This is a genomic window from Gaiella sp. (assembly GCF_039915195.1).
Taxonomy (GTDB): Bacteria; Actinomycetota; Thermoleophilia; order Gaiellales; family Gaiellaceae; genus Gaiella.
The window spans coordinates 1-15,404 of record NZ_JBDSNT010000090.1 but is presented as its reverse complement, the minus strand read 5'-3'; the positions used below and the strand labels follow the sequence as shown (position 1 = coordinate 15,404).

At 67.0% G+C, this 15,404-nt stretch carries 16 protein-coding genes and 1 tRNA gene; 6 read left to right on the top strand and 11 right to left on the bottom strand.

The window, feature by feature from the left end:
- Positions 1-5: 5 nt before the first annotated feature.
- Positions 6-1,865: an excinuclease ABC subunit UvrC gene (uvrC, locus tag ABIR74_RS08840; protein WP_348177162.1), complete on the bottom strand. Its 1,860-nt coding sequence runs from the start codon at positions 1,863-1,865 to the stop codon at positions 6-8.
- 21 nt (positions 1,866-1,886) lie between these two features.
- Here uvrC and ABIR74_RS08835 point away from each other — a divergent pair, with 21 nt between their 5' ends.
- The gene (locus tag ABIR74_RS08835) at positions 1,887-3,344 is read left to right on the top strand and encodes a hypothetical protein (RefSeq protein WP_348177160.1); all 1,458 of its coding nucleotides are present in this window, start codon (positions 1,887-1,889) and stop codon (positions 3,342-3,344) included.
- Positions 3,345-3,357: 13 nt separating this feature from the next.
- Complete coding sequence (locus tag ABIR74_RS08830) at positions 3,358-4,098, top strand: chlorite dismutase family protein (RefSeq protein ID WP_348177157.1); 741 nt, start codon at positions 3,358-3,360, stop codon at positions 4,096-4,098.
- 2 nt (positions 4,099-4,100) lie between these two features.
- Here the strand turns inward: ABIR74_RS08830 and ABIR74_RS08825 are convergent, their stop codons facing one another.
- Entirely contained in the window at positions 4,101-4,469 is a 369-nt protein-coding gene (locus tag ABIR74_RS08825) for a hypothetical protein (protein ID WP_348177155.1), read from the bottom strand.
- Positions 4,466-4,822 carry a hypothetical protein gene (locus tag ABIR74_RS08820; RefSeq protein WP_348177153.1) on the bottom strand — a complete coding sequence of 119 codons (357 nt, stop codon included), beginning with the start codon at positions 4,820-4,822 and terminating at the stop codon, positions 4,466-4,468. Before ABIR74_RS08820 ends, ABIR74_RS08825 begins: the two co-directional genes overlap by 4 nt.
- Before the next feature lie 162 nt (positions 4,823-4,984).
- Between ABIR74_RS08820 and bcp the strand changes: the two genes are divergently transcribed.
- Positions 4,985-5,446, top strand: a complete 462-nt coding sequence (bcp, locus tag ABIR74_RS08815; protein WP_348177151.1) for a thioredoxin-dependent thiol peroxidase — start codon at positions 4,985-4,987, stop codon at positions 5,444-5,446.
- Between the two features lie 100 nt (positions 5,447-5,546).
- Here the strand turns inward: bcp and ABIR74_RS08810 are convergent.
- Positions 5,547-5,630 (bottom strand) — tRNA-Leu (locus tag ABIR74_RS08810).
- A gap of 80 nt (positions 5,631-5,710) precedes the next feature.
- Here ABIR74_RS08810 and ABIR74_RS08805 point away from each other — a divergent pair.
- Complete coding sequence (locus tag ABIR74_RS08805) at positions 5,711-8,110, top strand: S8 family serine peptidase (RefSeq protein WP_348177149.1); 2,400 nt, start codon at positions 5,711-5,713, stop codon at positions 8,108-8,110.
- A 20-nt stretch (positions 8,111-8,130) separates the two neighbouring features.
- Here the strand turns inward: ABIR74_RS08805 and ABIR74_RS08800 are convergent, their stop codons facing one another.
- Positions 8,131-8,364: a hypothetical protein gene (locus ABIR74_RS08800; RefSeq protein WP_348177147.1), complete on the bottom strand. Its 234-nt coding sequence runs from the start codon at positions 8,362-8,364 to the stop codon at positions 8,131-8,133.
- Between the two features lie 33 nt (positions 8,365-8,397).
- Here ABIR74_RS08800 and ABIR74_RS08795 point away from each other — a divergent pair, with 33 nt between their 5' ends.
- Together ABIR74_RS08795 and ABIR74_RS08790 are read left to right on the top strand one after the other, a co-directional pair.
- Positions 8,398-9,654 (top strand): hypothetical protein, encoded by a 1,257-nt coding sequence (locus ABIR74_RS08795; RefSeq protein ID WP_348177145.1) that lies wholly within the window; start codon positions 8,398-8,400, stop codon positions 9,652-9,654.
- Positions 9,651-10,013: a DUF4260 domain-containing protein gene (locus ABIR74_RS08790; protein ID WP_348177144.1), complete on the top strand. Its 363-nt coding sequence runs from the start codon at positions 9,651-9,653 to the stop codon at positions 10,011-10,013. The genes ABIR74_RS08795 and ABIR74_RS08790 overlap by 4 nt, the downstream gene beginning before the upstream one ends.
- Before the next feature lie 6 nt (positions 10,014-10,019).
- Here the strand turns inward: ABIR74_RS08790 and ABIR74_RS08785 are convergent, their stop codons facing one another.
- The 6 genes from ABIR74_RS08785 to ABIR74_RS08760 form a co-directional block, all read right to left on the bottom strand.
- Positions 10,020-11,132, bottom strand: coding sequence for a M24 family metallopeptidase (locus ABIR74_RS08785; RefSeq protein ID WP_348177142.1), 1,113 nt, complete (start codon positions 11,130-11,132; stop codon positions 10,020-10,022).
- Positions 11,123-12,040 (bottom strand): 2-dehydropantoate 2-reductase, encoded by a 918-nt coding sequence (locus tag ABIR74_RS08780; RefSeq protein WP_348177140.1) that lies wholly within the window; start codon positions 12,038-12,040, stop codon positions 11,123-11,125. Before ABIR74_RS08780 ends, ABIR74_RS08785 begins: the two co-directional genes overlap by 10 nt.
- Positions 12,037-13,071, bottom strand: a complete 1,035-nt coding sequence (locus ABIR74_RS08775; RefSeq protein WP_348177138.1) for a branched-chain amino acid ABC transporter permease — start codon at positions 13,069-13,071, stop codon at positions 12,037-12,039. The genes ABIR74_RS08780 and ABIR74_RS08775 overlap by 4 nt, the downstream gene beginning before the upstream one ends.
- The gene (locus ABIR74_RS08770; RefSeq protein WP_348177136.1) at positions 13,068-13,976 is read right to left on the bottom strand and encodes a branched-chain amino acid ABC transporter permease; all 909 of its coding nucleotides are present in this window, start codon (positions 13,974-13,976) and stop codon (positions 13,068-13,070) included. Before ABIR74_RS08770 ends, ABIR74_RS08775 begins: the two co-directional genes overlap by 4 nt.
- Positions 13,973-14,686, bottom strand: coding sequence for an ABC transporter ATP-binding protein (locus tag ABIR74_RS08765; protein WP_348177134.1), 714 nt, complete (start codon positions 14,684-14,686; stop codon positions 13,973-13,975). Before ABIR74_RS08765 ends, ABIR74_RS08770 begins: the two co-directional genes overlap by 4 nt.
- Positions 14,683-15,404 (bottom strand): ABC transporter ATP-binding protein (locus tag ABIR74_RS08760; protein ID WP_348177132.1); only part of this gene is annotated, 722 nt, incomplete at its 5' end. The genes ABIR74_RS08760 and ABIR74_RS08765, both read right to left, overlap by 4 nt.

Sequence of the window (15,404 nt, the reverse complement as noted above, 5' to 3'; positions counted from 1 at the left end):
CTCGGTCACGACGCCGGCCCTCCCGTGCGGTGGAGTTGTCCGTACACCGACCGTGCGGTCTTGGCCGGCAGGCCGGGCACGGCCTCGAGCTCCTCCTGCGACGCTGCGAGGAAGCGTTCGGCTGATCCGAAGTGATGCAGGATCGATCGTCGGCGTGACGGCCCGATGCCGACGAGCGTGTCGAAGATCGACGAGAACGCCCGCGTGTCACGCTTCTGCCGGTGAAACGTCACGGCAAACCGGTGCGCCTCGTCGCGAACGCGCTGGAGGAGCTGTAGACCCGGGTCGTGGCGGTCGAGAATGATCGGACTCGAGCGACCCGGTACGAACACCTCCTCCGCACGCTTGGCGAGGGCGATCACCGCGACACGCGGCAAGCCCGCCGTCGCCTTCATCGCGTCGAGCGCGGCCGCGAGTTGCCCCTTCCCACCGTCGATCACAACCAGATTGGGAATGGCCGAGAAGCTCTCGTCATATCGGTCGGTCTCGCCGCTGTCGCGTAAACGCGCGAACCGACGCGCAACCACCTGTGCCATCGAGGCGAAGTCGTCCTGCCCGTCGAGACCGCGCACCGTGAACGACCGGTAGTGGGCCTTCCTCGGCTGCGCATCGAGGAACACCGTCATCGCCGCGACGATGTCGCGACCCTGCAAATTCGAGATGTCGAAGCATTCGATCCGCACGGGCAGGCTCTCCAGGTTGAGGCCCTCGCGCAGGCTCTCGAGCGCTTCGATGCGCCGCAGACGCTTCTGCTCGGCTGCGGTCGTCTCGTGGTCGAGTGCGATCGCGGCGTTCTCGGCAGCGAGCTCGGCCAGCCGCTTCTTCTCCCCCCGGATCGGGGCCCGCACGTCGACGGTGGCCCCGCGCAACTCGGAGAGAAATCCGGCGAGCGCCTCGGTGTCCGTGAGATCGGAGGGGACGATCAGCTGCGACGGAACGCTCGGCGCCGCCGTGTAGTACTCGAGACAGAATCCCTCGAGAACCGTGGCGCGATCCTGGCCCTCGACGTTCTCGAGATGGAAGGCGTACCGATCGATCAACTTGCCGTCGCGTAGCGGAAACAGCTGTACGGCCGCGCGGTCACCGGCGACCGCGAGCCCGATCACGTCGAACGTTCCGGCGTCACGCCGGTCGGCTCCCTGCCGCTCGGCGAGGCTCTTGATCGCGAAGAGCCGGTTCCGATACCGCGTCGCGTCCTCGAACCGCTCCTCCGCAGACGCGACACGCATCCGACCCTCGAGCGAGCGCACGATCGAGCGCGTATCTCCCGAGAGGAACGCGATCACCCCGTCGATCTGCTCCCGGTACTCCCCGCTGGAGATCGCGCCGATGCAAGGCGCCGTGCAACGCTCGATATGGAAGTCGAGACACGGGATCCCCGAGTGTCGCCCCGGCTTCGGGCCCTCGCAGGGCCGGAACTGAAAGACGCGGTTGAGGACGTCGAGCGTCTCGCGTACCTTCTTCGCGTTGGCGTATGGGCCGAAGTAGACGGTGCCTCGGCGATGACGTTCACGCGTGAACATCACGCGCGGGTACTCGTCGGCGACCGTGACGGCGATGTACGGGAACGACTTGTCGTCGCGCAAGCGCACGTTGAACGGGGGACGATGGCGCTTGACGAGGTTCTGCTCCAGATGCAGCGCCTCGGCCTCGGTGGACGTGACGATGATCTCGATCCGGGCGATCCGCGCAACCATCCGTTCGATCCCGGCACGACCGTCGCCACGATTGAAGTAGCTGCGTACCCTCGAACGCAGCGATTTCGCCTTCCCCACGTAGAGGATGTCGTCGCCCTCGTCCCGAAACAGATAGACCCCGGGACTACGCGGGAGCGTCGCGAGCTGCTCTTGTACGGTTTCGACCACGTTGGCTAGCGTATCCGTCGCATGTCTCGTCGCCTTTTCCCCCTCATCGTCGCCCTGCTCATCGCGGCTGCGGCCGCTCCGAGCGCACTCGCGGGCGGTCCTGCAATGGCCTTCGGCGCAGCCGAGGACGTCGTCCGCGCGCCCGATCTCGTCTCGGCCAAGGCGGAGATGACGCTCTTCCGCCTCGCGGGGTTCTCGTCGATTCGGGTCACCTCCCAGTGGCTACCCGGTCAGGTTGCTCCGACCGAGGCGGAGCTGACCGTCCTCCGCAACATGAGTGCCGCAGCGCAACTCTCAGGGGTCAAGGTCTATCTCTCCGTGTATCCCCCGGGCTCTCGCTCGACGCCACTCACGCCGGAGGCACGCGAGGAGTTCGCCGCGTATCTCACCGTACTCGCCCAGCAGCTGCCGGCGATCGACGACGTCATCATAGGCAACGAGCCAAACCTCAACCGGTTCTGGCTTCCACAGTTCAATCCCGATGGATCGAACGCGTCCTCCCCCGCCTATCTCGCACTTCTCGCCCGCTCCTATGACGCGCTGAAGGCAATCGACCCGCGGACGCGCGTCTGGGGCGGTGCGCTCGCACCACGCGGGATCGACCGACCCGGGACCGGTCGGGACACGCACTCCCCGGTCAAGTTCCTGCGGGATATGGGTGCCGCTTATCGCGCGAGCGGGCGCACGCTCCCGGTCATGGACGGCCTCGCGTTCCACCCGTACGCCGACTCCTCCGGTCAGTCGCCCGGTACGCCCCACCCCAGATCCACCACGATCGGGCTCGCTGACTACCCGCGCCTCATCCAGACGCTCGGGGTAGCGTTTGACGGAACCGCGCAGGCCGGAAGCACGCTGCCGATCCTCTACGACGAGTTCGGCGTCGAGTCGCGGATCCCGGCGGGGAAGGCGAAGCTCTACACCGGAGCGGAGCCGGCGACGACACGTCCGGTCGACGAGATCACCCAGGGCCAGTTCTACGGAGAGGCGCTACGGCTCGCGTTCTGCCAGCCGACCGTCGTCGGAATCCTGCTCTTTCACTCCCAAGACGAGCCGGCACTCGGTAGCTGGCAGTCGGGCCTCTACTACGCAGACGGCACCCCGAAGACGAGTCTGTACCCCGTCCGGGACGCAATGGCGCGGGCTCGTGGCGGCTCGATCGCGCGTTGCGAAGGCCTTGCGCTCCAGGTCTCGGCGACGAGAGCGCGATTCCCGTCGCAGGCCGAGCTGAAGCGCGGCTCGCGCTCCGTCCAGTTCCGCTGCTCGCTCGACTGCGCCTGGGAGCTGCGCGCGTCGAGTGCGACCGGGGGCGCTATGCGCACGCGGCTGACCGGATACGGACGAGCTGGAATGCCGCTCGTTGCGTCGCTCAAGGGCCGAAAGCTCGGTCGTGGGAGGATCATCCTCACCCTCATAACGATCCACCCGGTCAATCCGGGTACGCCGCAGTCGCGTGAAAGCTCGCCCCTCCAGCTCCCCTGAGTACGATGGAGCCATGAGCGCGAGCAAGCCCACGGTAGAGCGAATCGAGAGCGCCCAGGTCGGGCAGTACGTTTCGTATCGCTTCTTCAAGGTCGATCCTGCCTGGCGGCGCCTTCCCGTCGAGGAACGTGAGGCCGGCAAGGAGGCATTCGCCGAGGTGGTCGAGGAGTGGGCCACGCGGATGCAGGGGCTTCGGACCTACAACGTTTCGGGAATCCGCCCGGAGGCGGACTTCTTCCTCTGGCAGATCACGGAACGTTATGACGATCTCCTCGAGCTCGGTGCAGCCCTCAACGGCACGCCCCTCGCCGGTTGGCTGACGACGCCATACTCGTATCTCGCGACGACGAAGCCGTCGGTCTACACCGACAAGAAGCGCATCCGGCAGGGCAAGGTGATCCCACGAGAGGCGCCATACCTCGTCGTCTACCCGTTCGTGAAGAAACGCCCCTGGTACTTCCTCTCCTTCGAAGAGCGGGCCGACGCGATGCGCGAGCACGCCGTCGTGGGCGGCAAGTTCGTCACGATCACGAACCATACGACGTACTCGTTCGGAATCGACGACCAGGAGTTCATGCCGGCATTCGAGTGCGAGGAGCCTGCCGATTTCATGCACCTGATGATGACGCTGCGGGAGACCGAGGCGTCTCGCTGGACGGAGCAGGACACGCCGATCTTCGTGGGAGCGCTCGGATCCGTTCGGTCAGTCCTGGCAGTGCTCGACGGCGCGGCCGTCCACGCCACGGCCGGTTGATCTCAGGTGTAGGTGTGTTCGGTCCGCCAGGTGCGGACGACCGCCCAGGCGCAGAGCCCGAGCACGGCGAAGAACGCAATCGCGTCGGCCCCCATCGGCGAGAGGCCGATCGCAGCCCCGATATCGACCACCGCGAGCGCGATCGCCGTGTAGAACACGCGCCGCGACCGGTCCGACCAGGCCTCCAGGTCCCCGCGACGCTCTCGCCAGACCAGAAAGAGGAAGAACGCGATCGCAAGGAAGAACGCGATGCGTAGAAGTCCCCCGGTGACCGCGAGGACCGGCTCGAGTGAGAGGACGACGACCACGGCGGCGATCAGGGCTACGATCGCGAGGCCACGTACCGTCCGGTTCTCGTAGATGCGTCTCATGCTCCGGTCATGGTGCCACGAACCCCGAGAGCAGCGGCGACGAGCGCCGAGACGGCGAACCACAGCAGGCGCCGGCGCGGGTCCGCGGGCGCGTAGAACCACGGCGAGAGGACGACGGCGAGCGCGACGCCGCCGTAGACGTAGTGCAACTCGTCACTGGCGCGGTAGTTGCCCGAGAGAAGGAGGAGCCCGAACGCTGCCTGCGCGATCAGCAGAGTCTGCGGCAGGGCGAGGAGGTGAATCGCTGCGCCGCTGAGGAGCACGCCTCGCCTGTAGGCGATGAGGCCGAAGACCCCGGCGAACAGGCAGCCGGCGATAGTGGCGTACGCGAGGTAGCGGTGGGCGTCGACCACGCCGCCGAGCCTACGTGGTCTCGGCAACCCCGTGCGCTAGCTGCCGCTCGTACTCGGCCGCATCGAACGGCCCTGTGACGAACGTCGTTCCCGCAAGCGGATCGTTACTCTGGGCCAGACCCAGCGACCAAGAGCGCTCTCATCCCACCCGAGAGGATCTCGTTGCCCACCGAACCAGGTACCGAAGCACCGGACTTCACCCTTTGCTCGGACACGGGCGAGACTGTATCGCTCTCTTCGCTTCGCGGAAGCCCCGTCGTTCTCTACTTCTACCCAAAGGACGACACACCGGGCTGTACGACCCAGGCCCGTGGGATCCGCGACGCCTGGGACGCGTTTCGGCGGACAGGTGCCGTCGTTCTCGGCGTGAGTCCCGACGACGAGAAATCACATGCTGCGTTCAGGGCGAAGTACGATCTCCCGTTCACGCTTCTCGCCGATCCCGATCATGCCACCGCTTCGGCGTACGGCGTCTGGGTCGAGCGGTCCACCGACGGGAAGACGTTCATGGGGATCGAGCGCTCGACGTTCGTGCTCGACGCCGCCGGCGTTATCAAAGCCGTGATGCGCGGAGTCAAGCCGGACGCGCACGCGGCGGATGTCCTCGCCGCCCTCGCGACGTAGGGGTAGCGAACGGGCGCCAGGGCACGATCCGCCATCCGCGGCCACACATGATCCAGCGCCAGATGAGAAACGGGGCCGCCGGGGCCCCGTCGCTCGGAGATGCGGATGAGAGGACTTGAACCTCCACGTCCTTACGGACACACGGATCTGAACCGTGCGCGTCTACCAATTCCGCCACATCCGCGTGCGGCCGATTCTAGCCGCCGCTGCCACTTCGGGCATGCTGCATGGAAACCACATCGCTCCCGTGACGTCACACTCATCATGATCCGCCTCCTCGGCCTTCTCTCAGCCCTCACACTCCTCGCCTTTCCCGTCGTGCGAGGCTCATCGGCTGCCCCGGGTGCCGACGAGCCGCTCCGCGAGGTCGTCGTGACCCTTACCTCTCCCGCGCTCGCGGGTCGAGACACTGCGGCCAACCGCGCCGCCATCGACCGCGAGCACGCCCGTTTCGCCTCCGAGCTCGAGGTAGCGATTCCCGAAGCGATGATTCACTGGCGTTACCGGCTCGTGCTCAACGGCGCTGCGGTCGTCGTACCCGAACGAGCCCTCCAGCGCCTCTCGCAACTCGAGTACGTCACGTCGGTCGACGCCGGCGCCTCGTACACCGTGGCCACCGTGTCCGCTGCTGACGCCAAGCGCGCGACCCGCCGCTGGCAGTCGGGCCTGCCCAATCAGGGCGACGGTGTGAAGATAGGCATCATCGACGACGGGGTCGACCATCGGCACCCCTATCTCTCGCCTGCCGGGTACACCATGCCCGCCGGGTACCCAAAGGGCCAAACCGAGTTCACGACCGCCAAGGTCATCGTCGCCCGGGCGTTTGCGCCGGCCTCGACCGCCTGGCGGAACGCGCGCCTCCCGTTCGACACCGAGCAGTCCGAACACGGCACCCATGTTGCGGGAATCGCCGCCGGGAACGCCGGGACGATCGCGAACGGGACCTCGATCTCGGGCATGGCACCGCGCGCGTACATCGGCAACTACAAGGCTCTCTCGGTCCCAACAGACGCCGACGTAGGACTCGACGGGAACGCCGCGGAGCTCGTCGCGGCCATCGAGGCGGCGGTCGCTGACGACATGGATGTGATCAACCTCTCTCTCGGCGAGCCCGAGGTCGAGCCCACGCGTGACCTCGTCGCTCTCGCCCTCGATGGTGCGGCCCGGGCCGGTGTGATCCCCGTCGTGGCAGCCGGGAACGACTTCGACGATTTCGGCAAGGGGTCGCTTTCCTCGCCCGGCTCGTCGGCGCTCGCCATCACCGTTGCCGCCGTGACCATCCCGGACGCGACGGGCAACTCCGCCCTCGCCGAGTTCAGCAGCTCGGGGCCGACCGCTCTTTCGCTCCGCCTGAAGCCGGACGTGAGCGCGCCCGGCGTCTCGATTCTCTCGTCGCTACCCGGTGGCCGCTATAGCTCCTGGTCCGGAACGTCGATGGCGAGTCCGCAGGTCTCCGGGGTGGCGGCACTCCTTCGTGAACGCCACCCCACCTGGCCGGTGTCCGTCCTGAAGGCCGCGCTGATCGGCTCCGGCGACACCGTCTGGGTCGGCAGCCAGGCAGCTCCGCCGACACGTGGCGGCGGCGGCCTCGTCAACCCCGTTCGAGCCGACGTCCCGCTCATCCTCGCGACGCCCGCCTCGCTCTCGTTCGGGCTCGTGGCGCCTGGCGTGAGCACCCCCGCGCAGATCGAGATCTCCGACGGCGGCGCAGGCGGCGGAACCTGGGACGTCGCCGTCGAGACGATCAGCTCTGCGGCCGGGTCCAGCCTCGTCGTCCCGACCACCGTCTCCGCGCCGGGAGTGCTCGCGCTTACAGCGACCGTCGATTCCACCGCGACCGACGGCGACCTCTCCGGATTCGTCCGTTTGTCCCGTGGCGTCGACGTGCGGCGGATCCCGTTCTGGCTCCACGTCAGCCGACCCGCTCTCGCTGCTGCCACGCCGCGCTCGCTGACGACGAGGAGCCTGATCAACGGCAACACAAAGGGGAAGCCGTCTCGGGTCTCGCGCTACCGCTATCCCGAGGTGCCGGTCGACGGGCCGGTCTCTGCGGTTCTCCAGGGTCCTGAACAGGTCTTCCGCTTCGTTCTGACGCGCCGCGTAGCGAACTTCGGAGTTGCGATAACGCGTCGGGGATCGGGCGTCCGTGTCGAACCAAGGGTGGTCTCGGCGGGAGACGAGAATCGGCTTACGGGCTACGCCGCACTGCCGCTCCACCTCAACCCCTACCTGGCGCAGTTCGGCGAACCGGTGCTCGTAGCGGGCGCGTTGCGACCGCAGCCCGGGCGCTACGACATCGTCTTCGACAGCCGAACGACCGCCGGGGCCGGCGCCTACACGTTCCGGTTCTGGGTCGATGACACGCGGCCGCCGACCGTGAAGCTCGTGCAGCCACGCGTCAAGCGCAGCGCCCCCGTTCTCGTTCGTGTAGCGGACGGCGGGGCCGGTGTCGATCCGGGAACGGCCGTGGCGACGATCGCCGGCAAAGAGCAGGTGACGTCCTGGAGGAACGGCGTGCTCCGGATCTCGACCAAGGGCATCTTCCCGGGAACGTACCGCCTCCGCCTCCAGATCTCGGACTATCAGGAGTCACGAAACACGGAAAACGTGCCGCCGATCCTCCCGAACACCCGCGTTCTGAACGCGAAGATCGCGATCAGCTAGCCCACGAGCAGGCCACGCGCTCAGCGCGGCGCTTCGCGCTCCTCGGTCGTGGGCAGCGCCTCGAGGTCTGCGTGAACGCTGCGAACGAACTCGTCGTCATCGTTCGTCGAGATCACGGTCAGCTTCGCCTTGCGCTTCTCGCGGCCGCGTAGCCGCCTGGCGTCCGCGCCGGCGAAGCGCTCGAACCTCGGCCACTCGGCGGCGACAACGACACCGATGCCGATCGCGAGTAGCACGATCCAGGGCCAGGACACGCGGTAAGTGTACCGCCGCTACGATCTCATCCGATGCGCCGCCTGATCCGCCTCCTGCCGGTCGCCCTCATCGCAGGGGCTTTCGTGCCGACGGCGCAAGCGCAGGTCAAGACGCTCACCTTTACGGTAGGACCGATTTCCGTGCCCGCCTACGGCGTTGCAACACAGCCCGCCGCCGCGCCATCGCCGAAGGAGGATGGATACGTCGTCGGGATGAAGGCCGAGATCGTCGACGCGAAAGGCGTCGTGCAGGGCCGCGACAAGGTGATGCTCCATCACATCGTTTTCGGCAAGGTCGGGACGCCCGACGCTACCTGTGGCGGTGACGCCGAACGCTTCTACGCCGAGGGCGAGGAGCGACTCGCCTTCGATCTTCCGAACGGCTACGGCTACCCCAACAAGGGCACCGACCGCTGGTACCTCCTCTATATGCTCATGAACCACAAGCCGAAGGCTCTCGACGGCTACGTCCGGTACACCGTGGAGTACGCAACAGGCGAGGATCTTGCCCCGGTGAAGCCGATCTGGCTCGACGTTCGGAACTGCAAGGGCCTCGATCCCTCCTACGACGTGCCGGGCACCGGCAAGCGGTTCTCCGCTTCGGTCGAGTCCACGTCGTGGGTCTCGCCTCTCAGCGGCCGCCTCGTTGCAGGCGGGGGCCACCTGCACGGTGGTGGAATCCGCCTAGACCTTGTCAATTCGACGTGCGGTACGAAGCTCTTCAGCTCGGAGCCCACCTGGGGTCGGCCCGTTCCCCGGCCGATTCTCCACGAACCCGGACCGACGAAGATGTCGCAGTTCCTCTCCGCCGAGGGGATCCCCGTCGCAGCCGGCCAGCGCCTCACGCTGAAGTCGGTGTACGACAACGGCGCTCCGCACACACGTGCAATGGGCATCTTCATCACGTACCTCGCCCCGGGACCGGTGATCGGGTGTCAGTCGACTCCCGCGCTGACCGTCGACCGCGGCAAGCCCGCGTACCCGCCGTCGTTCTCGTTCCCACTCCCCAAGCAGCCCTCAGGCTCGCTCGCTCGCAATGTCAGGTCGAGCTGGGTCGGAGACAACCGCTACCAGTACGAGCGGATCTCGATCCCGCTCGGAACGCTGTTCTCCTGGAACTTCATCGGCACGCGACAACACGATGTCACGCTCGTCCGCGGACCCGTCGGGTTCTCAACGCCGTGGACGCTGGCCGGGACATACTCGCGCAAGTTCACGAGGCGCGGAACGTACGAGTTCTTCTGCTCTCTGCACCCATCGCAGATGACGCAGAAGATCACCGTCCGTTGACGCTCGAGCGCCTTCCCCGCGTCCTCCTCCGCCTCGAGGGGGCGGCAGTCGCCATTGGCGCTCTTGCCCTCTACGCACACGCGGACTACTCGTGGCTCCTGCTCGCGATCCTCGTGCTTGCACCTGACCTGAGTGCGATGGGTTTCCTGGCGGGGCCGCGCGTTGGCACGCTGACCTATAACGCCGCTCACACGACTGCGTCGCCGATCGTCCTCGGTGCGATCGGCGTCATTCTTCCCTCGGAAACCGCCACGGCCGTTGCTCTCGTCTGGCTCATCCACATCGGTTTCGACCGCACCGTGGGCTACGGCCTCAAGTATCCAAGCGCGTTCAAGGACACCCACCTGAACCGCATCTGAGTGTCCTCAGGCGCCCACCCAGATCTCCATCGCGAGGTCAGCGAGCGGCACGCCTCCCCCAGGAGTGACGAGCCACGTGTCCTGCATGTAGAGGCAATCCTCGCCGTTCGCGGCGATCGCGTGGGGGTGCATCGAGAGCACCATGTTCTCCTGCAGCACGACTTCGGAGCCCTCCCCCACCTTCGGGAACTCGATCATCGTCATACCGATCGAGTGCCCCGTGACGTGACCCAGGTGGTAGCCACGGTCGCTGAAGCCCTTCGAGACAGCCCTGTGCACGTCATGGCACGTCGCACCGGCGTACATCGCGCTCTTCGCAGCGTCGTAGTACTCGAGATAGCCCTCCATCATCCGCTTCGTCTCGTCGGACGGCGTGACGTCCGCAGCGCACACTGCGCGCGAGACCTCGACCCAGTGCATGCCGGGGCCGGCGACCTCGAGGGAGGGCAGGACGAATCCGCCGAGGATCTCCTCCTTCCGGGCGATCTTGAACTCGGGGCGGGCGTACGCGTCGGTTCCGGTGAGCACCATGTTCATCGTCAAGCGGCCACAGCCCTCGGCGATGAAGTACGCCTCGGCCGCTCCCATCACCTCGGCAGCGGACTTGCCTGGCGCGTAGGCCTCATGCCAGACCTCGAAGCCCCGCTGGTTGATCCGTACCGAGTCGCGCACGGAGATGAGCTCGGCGTCGCTCTTGACGGCGCGGGCGATGTCGAACTCGACGTCGAACGAGATCAGATCGAGGCCCGAAAGCGCCTGGTAATCCCGCACGGCCATGATGTAGTCGAGGCCGTAGACGCCGATTCGCCCCCAGCCGGCACCGCGTGCATGATCGGCGATCAGCTCGCCGGGACGCGCATGGAAGAGCTGTTCGAGCGGCGTCATCCCGTGCTCCCCGACGTACCGCGCCTCCGTCGGGAAGACGACGAAGGCGTCGCCGTCGGCCGGAAGGACGACGTACGCGTAGCGATGCACGATCTGGAAGCCGGACATGTAGGTCACGGCGCCCTCGAAGCCGCTGTACTCGTTCCCGGAGACGATCAGGGCATCGAGCCCGTGCTCTCCCATCGCCGTTCGCGCGTTCGCGTGACGGCGCTCGAGCTCGGCCGCTAGGTCCATGAAGCTTCAACTCCTTTGATGAGGGTGGTGATCGTGTCGTGGAATGGCGTCGGCACTCCGAGCTCGCGCCCGAAGAGTGCGATGCCGCCGTTGAGAAAGTCGATCTCGGTCGGTCTGCGTGCCTCGACGTCCTGAAGCATCGACGCCTTGTGGCCGTAGGCGACGTCCGGCCTCGCTGCGTGGTCGATCAGATCCTCGGGGTCTGCGTCGAGCGTGATGCCCTGCGCCGACGCGACTGCCTTCCCCTCGTCGACGAGGGCCGAGACGAGCGCCCGAAGATCCGGGCGCTCGCAGACGCGGCCATGGCTCAGGCCGGTGAGGGCACCGATCGGGTTCGTGGAGGCATTGAAGATCACCTTGCGCCACTGAGCGGGGCGGGCGTCGGCAACCGCGGCCGCCGGCATGCCGCCGCGGGTGCACGCGTCGGCGAGCGCTTCGACCTCCTCGAAGGTCGCTGGTGCAGGCTCGAATGGAGAAAACGTGGTGTCGCCTTTGACGTCCCATTGGACGTGCCCCGGTTCGAGCAGCTTGCCGGCAGGGAACGTCGTCCCCCGGATGACGCGGGAGACGTGCCGCGCGAGAATCTCCTCGTTTCCGACACCGTTCATCACCGATGCGACTGCGCCTTCCGCGAATGCGTGCGCCGTTGCCGCGAGCGCCGAGTCCGCGTGCATCGCCTTCGTCGCGACGATGCCGAAGTCGCACGGCGGCAGCGAAGTGGCGTCGCTCGTCGCGCGCAGGTGGGCATGGACGGTCCCGGCCCCCGAGAGGGTCAGCCCGTCTCGCTCGATCGCGTCGACGTGGCCCTGGTGGAGGTCGAACGCCCAGACCTCCACGTCGGCGAGCGTCGCGAGGTTAGCGGCAAAGAGCGACCCAACGGCGCCGCAGCCGACGATGCAGATTCTCATGGTGTGGGCTCTTCCGGAGCGGGAGGATGTGTGCGTCGGAGAAAATCGAGGCGGAACTCGCGACCGCCGGTGATCCCTCCAGGTCGGAGGATGAGGACGAGGGCCATCAGGGCCCCGACGATGACGAGGCGCGTTCCGGCCGGAAGGTCGATCGTCAGGCTACCGATCGTGAGGCCGTTCTCGGCCTCGGCGAGCAGGGAGTCGAGGCCGCTGACGGCGAGCGCTCCGACGACCGCGCCCCAGAGGCTCGTCATTCCGCCGATCACGAGCATGGCGAGGGTGATGAACGTGAGGTCGAGATAGACCGTCTCGGAGTTGATCGGCAGGAGGTGGACGTACAGGCCACCGGCGAAACCGGCGAGAACGCCCGACAACGTGAAGGCGATCAACCGCTGCTGGTACACGGAGACGCCAACGGCACGCGCCGCCGCAGGGTCCTCACGTGATGCACGCAGGAGTCGACCGAATCGACTCGACTGGTACCCGAAGGCCACGCCGATCACGAGCAGCGCGCCAATCGCGGCCTGAAGCAGATCGGTCGTCTCCGGGACGGACGAGAACGTGTTCGTTCCCGGCCCGACCTTCTCGTAGTAGCGCAGCAGGTTGTGTGTGATCTCGAGCACGCCGAATGTGGCGATGCCGGCGGCGAGCCCGGAGAGACGCATCAACGGTAGGCCCACGAGGAGGGCATACACGCCGCCCACTGCCGCGGCGGTCAGAAGCGACGGCACATTGCCGATCGTGTGATCGCGGAGCACCGGGAAGAGGTACTGCATGATCGCCGGCTTCTCGGTGACCGGCACGGAGAGCACACCCGCCGTCCACGCTCCGACGGCGACGAAGCTGATGTGCCCGAACGAGACGACGCCCGAGTTCCCGACGAAGACGTAGATCGCGACGACGATCGCGACGGCGACGAGCGCGTTGATGAAATAGATCTCCGTCGAGTTCGATGCCACACTGCCCAGCAACGCCGCGACGACAATCAGTCCCAGCGGGCCCGCCAGCTGAGTCAGGTGGCGCCCGCTCATACGCGCTCCACCGGACCCGGGCCGCGGGCGAACAGCCCATTCGGCCGTACGAGCAGGACGAGGATGACGAGACCGAAAAGGAACGACGGCAGGTACTGGCTCTGATCCGACGGCAGAGCGCCGCCGAGAATCCCCGAGACGAATCCGATCGCGAAGCCGCCCATCGTGGCGGTGAGAAGCCGGTTCATGCCCCCGACGACGACGCCCGCGAGCACGACGATCGTGTCCCGAAGGGCGAAATCGGGAGTGACGAGAGGATTCTGCACTGTCAGGATCACGCTCACCGTGGCGGCGAGGAGCGCCGAGATGAGAACAGCCGAGCCGATAACACGATCGGCACGGACTCCGAGCAGGCGCGCCGTACGGAAGTCCATTGCGGCAGCGCGCATGTGGAGTCCCATCGTCGTCCTTTCCAGGAGGAGGACGAGAAGCAGGAGACAGATTCCCGCGACAATGATCGCGACGATCGTGATCTTCCGGATGTCGACATCGCCGACCGTGACGGGGCGGTTGAGGCTGCCGAGCGAGGAGGCGGCCTTGCCGAGTGGCCCGAAGGCGAGTAGCGCAATGCTCTGCAAGAGGAATGCGACCGCGAATGTGGCGACGAGCATCACAGCGGGCGACTGGGCGCGGAGGGGGCGAAAGACGACGACATCCATGATCAGCGAGAGCCCTATGACGACGGCGAAGCAGAACGCGATGCCCACGACGAGCGGGAGATCCCATTCCGACGCGAATGCCAGTGCGTACGCGCCCGCCATCACGAGCTGCCCGTACGCGAAGTTGACGAGCCGCAGGACGCCGAACACGAGCCCGATGCCGACGGCCATGAGCGCGTATACGGCGCCCAGCCCGATCGAGTCCACGATCACCTGCCAGCTGATGCTGAGGAGACCGAGAGTCATGAGAGGTACGCCGCCACCATCTTGGCCGTGTCGTTCGCGTCGGCAGGCGTCAGCGTGAGGCGCAACTCGCCGTTTGCGATCACGTAGCTTCGATCCGCGAGAGCCACGGTGCGCTGGGCGCGCTGCTCGACGAGGAGGACGGTGATTCCCCGCTCGCGCACGCGAGCGAGCGCGTCGAAGACCACGTCCACGACGGTCGGCGAGAGCCCGAGCGAAGGTTCGTCGAGAAGCAGGACGTCGGGTCGGGCGACGAGTGCTCTCGCGATCGCGAGTTGCTGTTGCTGCCCGCCCGACAACGCCCCGGCATGGCGCGACCGAAACTCCCTCACGACCGGGAACAGCTCGAACACAGCATCCGTATCTGCTTCGGCCGAGTCGCCATCCCGGCGTGCCGCGTAGCCGAGGCGCAGGTTCTCCTCCACCGTCAGGTCGGCGAAGATGCGCCGCCCCTCGGGGACGAGCGCAATTCCACTGCGCGCCACGTCCTCCGGTTTGCGACCGACAATCGAGGTTCCCGCGAGCCGAATATCGCCGGCGCGTGGCGCGACGAGTCCCATGATCGCGTTGAGCGTCGTCGACTTCCCCGCACCGTTCGGCCCGATCAGCCCGACGATCTCACCACGGCCGACCTCGAACGAGAGGTCGCGCACCGCGGCAATGCCGCCGTAGGCGACATCTAGGCCTGTGACGGAGAGCATTGGATCGGTCACGGGTCGCCCTCGTGAACGGCGCTCTCGCCGAGGTAGGCAGCGACCACGTCCAGGTTCTCTCGAATCTCGTCAGGCGTACCCTCTGCGAGCGTCCGGCCCTGATCGAGGACGAGCAGCCGATCGCACACGTCCATGATCAGCGCCATGTTGTGGTCGATCAGGAGCACCCCGGCGTTGTGGTCGTCACGGACGGAGCGAACGACCGCCGCGAACTCCGGCACTTCCGCTTCCGGCAGGCCGGCGGCAGGCTCGTCCATGAGCACGAAGAGCGGATCGGTGGCGAGTGCCCGCGCAACTCCGAGACGCCGCTCGTCGCCGTGAGGCAGCGAGCCGGCAGGTGCGTCTGCGTAGCGGTCGAGGCGCAGCAGCCCGAGAATCTCGGTGGCCGTGGCTCGTGCTCGGCGCGGCGAGGAGCCCACGCCGAGAGCCGCGACCTCGACGTTCTCACGGACGCTCAGCTGCCGGAATGCGTGTGAGTGCTGAAAGGTGCGGGCGAGGCCGCTGCGGCCGCGCCGGTGGGCGCTCCACGACGTGATTGCCTTGCCGTCGAGCTCGACGGCACCGGAGGTGGGCCGATCGAAGCCGGTGAGAATGTTCACGAGCGTCGACTTGCCGGCCCCGTTCGGCCCGATCAGCCCGACCACCTCGTGCCGATGAATCTCGAGCGAGACGCCCTGGAGGGCGTCTACACCCTCGAACGAGCGGGACACGTCGGCGG

Coding starts and splice junctions, on each gene's coding strand:
- ABIR74_RS08835 (WP_348177160.1), top strand. CDS start 1,887: ATGTCTCGTCGCCTTTTCCCCCTCATCGTCGCCCTGCTCATCGCGGCT.
- ABIR74_RS08830 (WP_348177157.1), top strand. CDS start 3,358: ATGAGCGCGAGCAAGCCCACGGTAGAGCGAATCGAGAGCGCCCAGGTC.
- ABIR74_RS08825 (WP_348177155.1), bottom strand. CDS start 4,469: ATGAGACGCATCTACGAGAACCGGACGGTACGTGGCCTCGCGATCGTA.
- ABIR74_RS08805 (WP_348177149.1), top strand. CDS start 5,711: ATGATCCGCCTCCTCGGCCTTCTCTCAGCCCTCACACTCCTCGCCTTT.
- ABIR74_RS08795 (WP_348177145.1), top strand. CDS start 8,398: ATGCGCCGCCTGATCCGCCTCCTGCCGGTCGCCCTCATCGCAGGGGCT.
- ABIR74_RS08785 (WP_348177142.1), bottom strand. CDS start 11,132: ATGGACCTAGCGGCCGAGCTCGAGCGCCGTCACGCGAACGCGCGAACG.
- ABIR74_RS08780 (WP_348177140.1), bottom strand. CDS start 12,040: ATGAGAATCTGCATCGTCGGCTGCGGCGCCGTTGGGTCGCTCTTTGCC.
- ABIR74_RS08775 (WP_348177138.1), bottom strand. CDS start 13,071: ATGAGCGGGCGCCACCTGACTCAGCTGGCGGGCCCGCTGGGACTGATT.
- ABIR74_RS08770 (WP_348177136.1), bottom strand. CDS start 13,976: ATGACTCTCGGTCTCCTCAGCATCAGCTGGCAGGTGATCGTGGACTCG.